Here is a 5,629-nt window from a genome sequence, read left to right as displayed (position 1 = left end):
CTGTAACAAAACGGTAGTATCTTGGTGCCTGATATTTTGAAATGTCAGGTGAATTAGCACAAAATTCAAATAACTCATCAGCTGTCAAAGAATCGTCCTCAGGAATAATATAAGCGGCAACACTTTCGCCACGAACGCTGTCAGGCACACCTGTTACAATACACTCTGAAACCTTAGGGTGTTTGTTGATAGCTTCTTCGATTCTTGCAGGGTAAATATTTTCTCCCTTGCTGATAATCATATCATCTTTTCTACCGGAAATTGTTACAAACTGATTTTCGTCCCATACACCAACATCACCTGTGTACATCCAGCCATTAGAAAATTTATCTTTAGTGGCTTTTTTATTGCCTACATAGCAATAGGTGGTTTTTCCTGGACATTTAATAATAATTTCACCCTCAGTTTTACCGTCACAAGGTACTGTATCGTCAGGGTCAGCTTTTTTGTCATCATATACATTAACAATTCTTACTTCATCATCTGTACATGAACGACCTGCTGAGCCGGACATTTCAGGTAAATCATACGGGCGTAAAAATGTATTCCAAAAAGATTCGGTTGTGCCATAACCGTTAAAAATGTTGGGAGTAAGCACATTCTGAAAACGAATACAAGCTTCTTTTTCAAGAGGACTGCCCATCGTTATTATACCCTTTAGTGAAGAAATATTCTTGGGGTGCTTTTCCTGTCGGCTTGCAAGCAGTGTGAGAATAGACGGTACGCCTGTGATAAATGTGATTTTATAATTTTCAACATATTCAAGGCAGGTCTTTGGATTGAAGCTGCGAAGAATAACAATGCAGCCGCCCACATAAAGAGTAGGTGTAGGACCACCTGAATGTAAACCGCCACGGTGAAACCATGGTGTCATATTCATTGTGATGTCAGTAGGATTAAGAGGGAAGTGCATAATTACATCATGAGCAGAAAGCACTTCATTTACATTGTTAAGCGGAACACCTTTTGGAGTACCTGTTGTGCCTGAGGTCTGCAAACGAACAACCTCATCATAAATATGTGGTTCAAAATCAACAGGCGGATTTTCCTCAGAAGCATTTTTAATGTAATCTTCAAATAAAATGTGTCCCTTAGGAATTTCAACATCTTTGCCTGTATTGTTTACAGCAATAAGTACCTTTGGAGTGTGTTTTGAAATCTCAAGTGCCTTTGTAACGGTTTCAAGAATTTCTACATCATACATATAAACAACCGGTTTGTTGTGTCCGATAATTTCTGCTGTTTCACCCGGAGAAAGATTAAAGTTTGCAGGGTTTCCGATAGCACCGAGTTTTTGCGGTGCAATATAGCCAAGAAGAAACTGAGCTGAATTGAAAAGCTGCATAAACACAATGTTGCCTTTTTTTACACCGTCTGCTTTCATGGCATTTGCAAACTTATTAGCCGCAGAGTTTAACTGTGAATATGTCCAGTTAATATTGCGAAGTGGGTCAATTACGGCTGTTCTGTTACCAAAACGGCGAACATTTCTCATAAAGCCGTTAAGCCAAGTGAATTCACTTTCAAAGGTTTTTACAAACATTTCTGAATCGTAAGTAAGCTGCATAAATTTCTCCTTCCGAATAAAGGCATTAGGTTAAGCCTTATATCTGCCTACAATAATACTTGAATTCTGACCGCCAAAGCCAAAAGCGTTTGACATAGCGTAGTCAATAGTTGCGTTCTTTGCTGTATTTGGAACAAAGTCAATTCCGCAGCACTCTGGGTCAACTTCATTAAGATTGATAGTTGGTGGAACAACACCAGTTTCAATAGCCTTTACGCAAGTGATAACTTCAGTAATACCGCCTGCCCCCATCATATGACCTGTAGCCCCCTTTGTAGAGCTTACATAAGGAAGCTTGTCGCCGAATACTGTCTTAATTGACGCGGTTTCAACAGTGTCGCCCTTGTTAGTTGCTGTACCATGTGCGTTTACATAGCCAATCTGTGAAGGCTCAAGATTAGCCTCTGCCATAGCCTGCTTCATACAAGCAATAGCACCTCGTCCTTCCGGATGTGGAGCTGTTACATGGTAAGCGTCATCCGTATTGCCACAGCCAAGAACTTCACCATAAATCTTAGCACCTCTTGCAAGTGCGTGTTCTTCGGTTTCAAGTACAAGAGCACCGCCGCCCTCGCCGATTACAAAGCCGTCACGAGTAACATCAAAAGGTCTGCTTGCTGTATCAGGTGAATCATTTCTACGGGAAAGTGCCTTTGCATTTGCAAGTGAATAAATAACGAGCGGGCATAGTACAGACTCAGCACCGACAGCGAGCATTACATCAGCCTTACCAGAATTAATGCACATACAAGCAGTATTGATTGCGTCACCACCTGATGAACATGCTGTGCTTACTGTAAGGAGTGGACCCTGAATATTATGATCAATAGCTATATTAGCAGCGGCAATATTGCCGAGAATTTTTGGAATAAATCTTGGACCAACCTTTTTGTGTGCTGCACCTGAAAGTGCATCCTGAGTAAAAGCAATAGTTGCAATGCCGTTCATAGCTGTACCCATTACAATACCTGTACGCTCAGGTTCAATCTCAAGATTACTTTGTTTTAATGCCTCTTCGGCAGCAATATATGCGTACTGCATAAATGGATCTGTTTTTCTGATAAGATCCTTTGGCATATAATCTGATGGATTAAAATTCTTTACTTCGCCTGCAATCTGTACTGCAAGTTCTGAAGCGTCAAAGCTTTTGATTGTGTCAATTCCGGATTTGCCGGCGGTTAAGTTTTTCCAGTAAGTATCTACGCCAATGCCGATAGGTGTAACTGCACCCATACCTGTAATAACAATTTTTTTCATAACTGCTCCTTGCCGCATAATTAATTTATATTATTTGATTTTTGCATACTATTATGCTATACTCAAATTATAGCAGAAAGAATGGCATGGGTCAACAAAAGAATTAATTGGATTAATGTAATTATTTTCCATTTTTGACTTATCTATTCACATATTGCATAACAAGATACAATTAGTGCAAACTTACCGTAATTAGTTATTGCTTATTATTGAAAGGAATGTTTGTTTATGGATATAAGCCAGCTAAAATGCTTTATTACTGTGGCAATAACATTGAATTTTTCTGAGGCAGCAAGAAGAAACTATGTGTCACAGTCAACAGTAAGCAGATATATTATTGACCTTGAAAAGGAATTTGGAGTACAGCTTTTTATTCGCTCACATAGAGATGTTTTACTTACAAACGAGGGTAAAACTTTGCTTCCTTACGCTATTGAAATTGTTGAAACCTTAAATAAAGCTACATCTATAATAAAGCAAATGCACGATGGCGGAAAGGGACGAATTACCGTAGCCTGTGATCCGACTTCATTTTCATTTCCTACAAAATGTATAAAGGAATTTCGCAAGCGTTTTCCTGACATTACAGTAGATGTAAAAGAGCTTGATTCTTCGGATGACGGAAATATACTTAATGGTGACTATGACTTTTGCTTTATGCCAAGAGATATGCTGCCCGAAAGTTCTTCTGTAGAGTCGATTGTAACCCACAATGAGCAGCTTTTTGTAATTACTGATACTGCAAGCAGTCTTGCAAGAAGAAAAGGTGTTTCAATTTCTGACCTTGCAGGGGAAAGACTTGTACTGCTTTCTGAAAATATCACACCTATATTGTATATGGAAATTATGGATTTATACCGTACTTTTCATATTTCACCGGATGTTGCAAATACATTTGATGATGTAAAGAGTATGTATATGGCTATTGCATCGGGAATGGGAATTTCAATAGTTCCAAGCTCACTTTTAAATTTTTCTTCTGACAAAAGTTGTGCCTTTGTACCGTTATCAGATGCTGATACAACTATTTCTTATGTAATGGCTTGGAGTAAAACCGCTGCCAACCCGGTTGCAAAGCATTTTTTGGAGCTTGTAAAAGAATACGCAAACGATGTAGATAACATATACGGCCTGTAATGTGATTATATTGTGAATATATATAATAAAATATGTGATGTAATAAAAACTTTTCTATAAATTCACATAGATTTTACTCAAAAGCCCTTTACATTGGAAATAAAAGGTGTTATAATAGCCTTAGTCAATGGAAAGATGACTAATATTTCCTAATAGGGGGACATAATAATGTACAGATTCACATTACCAAGAGATCTTTATCACGGTGAAGACGCTCTTTCAAGTTTAAAAACACTCGAAGGTAAAAAAGCTATTGTTGTAGTAGGCGGCGGTTCAATGAAGCGTAACGGCTTCCTTGATAAGGCTGTAGATTACTTAAAAGAAGCAGGTATGGAGGTTAAACTCTTTGAAGGCGTTGAGCCTGACCCATCTGTTGATACAGTTATGAAGGGTGCGGCAGTTATGAGAGAGTTTGAGCCTGATTGGATTGTAGCAATGGGCGGCGGTTCACCAATTGATGCAGCAAAGGCTATGTGGGCTTTCTATGAGTATCCTGAAATTACTTTTGAAGACCTTATTACACCATTCAGCTTTCCTAAGCTCAGACAGAAAGCAAAGTTCTGTGCTATTCCGTCAACCTCAGGCACAGCTACAGAGGTAACAGCATTCTCGGTAATTACTGACTATGATAAGGGTATTAAATATCCGCTTGCTGACTTCAACATCACTCCTGATGTAGCTATTGTTGACCCTTCACTTGCAGAAACAATGCCTAAAAAGCTTACAGCTCACACAGGTATGGACGCTATGACCCATGCTATTGAGGCTTATGTATCTACACTTAACTGTGACTACACAGACGCTCTTGCTCTTCACGCAATCAAGATGATTCATAATGACCTTAAAAAATCTTATGACGGCGATATGACAGCTCGTGACGCTATGCATAATGCACAGTGTCTTGCCGGTATGGCATTCTCAAATGCTCTTCTTGGTATTGTTCATTCAATGGCTCATAAGACAGGTGCTGCATTCTCAGGCGGTCATATTATTCATGGCTGTGCTAATGCTATGTATTTGCCTAAGGTAATTAAATATAACTCAAAAGATGCTACTGCTGCTGAGCGTTATGCTCAGATTGCTAAGTTCATTGACCTTAAGGGCGACACAACAGAGGAGCTCGTTGATGCACTTATTGCAGAGCTTCGCTCAATGAACGATCAGCTCGACATTCCACAGGCTATTAAGAACTATGGTCCTGGCGGTGTTAAGGCTGACACAAGCATTATTGACGAAAAAGAGTTTATGGATAAGCTTCCTGAAACAGCTAAGAATGCTATTGCAGATGCTTGCACAGGCTCTAACCCTCGTCAGCCAAGTCAGGAAGAAATGGAAAAGCTTCTTAAGGCTTGCTACTATGACCTCGAAATTGATTTCTAATTTTTAGTTATCATTAATCTCCTTTTATTTTATACTTACTCTTTTAATTTATATTGTTTTCATTTGATAACCTCAAGAACTGCCCTTGTAATTACGCAAGGGCAGTTTTTCTATGCAAAAATATTTGAAATTGTGTTGACTATAAAGCACAATCCAACGCCAATGGCAGTTGGCATAATTATAGAAAATAATGTCCACCATATACTGCCGGTTTCTTTTTTTATTGTAAGGCAGGTGGTTGAGCAAGGAAAATGAAAGATGCACATAATAATAGTGCAAAGTGCTGTG

The 5,629-nt window shown here is 38.9% G+C and carries 4 protein-coding genes; 2 read left to right on the top strand and 2 right to left on the bottom strand.

Annotated elements, in window-relative coordinates; translation table 11 throughout:
- Positions 1–1,567, bottom strand: a 1,567-nt coding sequence (locus ACJMMI_RS02510; protein ID WP_405353187.1) for a class I adenylate-forming enzyme family protein, incomplete at its 3' end; no start/stop codon positions are given.
- A gap of 30 nt (positions 1,568–1,597) precedes the next feature.
- Entirely contained in the window at positions 1,598–2,824 is a 1,227-nt protein-coding gene (gene fabF, locus ACJMMI_RS02505; RefSeq protein ID WP_405353185.1) for a beta-ketoacyl-ACP synthase II, read from the bottom strand.
- Between the two features lie 228 nt (positions 2,825–3,052).
- Here fabF and ACJMMI_RS02500 point away from each other — a divergent pair, with 228 nt between their 5' ends.
- Together ACJMMI_RS02500 and ACJMMI_RS02495 are read left to right on the top strand one after the other, a co-directional pair.
- Positions 3,053–3,961, top strand: a complete 909-nt coding sequence (locus ACJMMI_RS02500; protein ID WP_405353183.1) for a LysR family transcriptional regulator — start codon at positions 3,053–3,055, stop codon at positions 3,959–3,961.
- Positions 3,962–4,129: 168 nt separating this feature from the next.
- Positions 4,130–5,341: an iron-containing alcohol dehydrogenase gene (locus tag ACJMMI_RS02495; RefSeq protein ID WP_405353181.1), complete on the top strand. Its 1,212-nt coding sequence runs from the start codon at positions 4,130–4,132 to the stop codon at positions 5,339–5,341.
- The last annotated feature ends 288 nt before the right edge of the window (positions 5,342–5,629 follow it).

Origin of the sequence: Ruminococcus sp. (genome assembly GCF_045129435.1) — a bacterium.
Classification (GTDB): domain Bacteria; phylum Bacillota; class Clostridia; order Oscillospirales; family Acutalibacteraceae; genus Ruminococcoides.
Note: the sequence above shows the minus strand (reverse complement) of the source record. Positions and strands in the feature narration are given on the sequence as shown.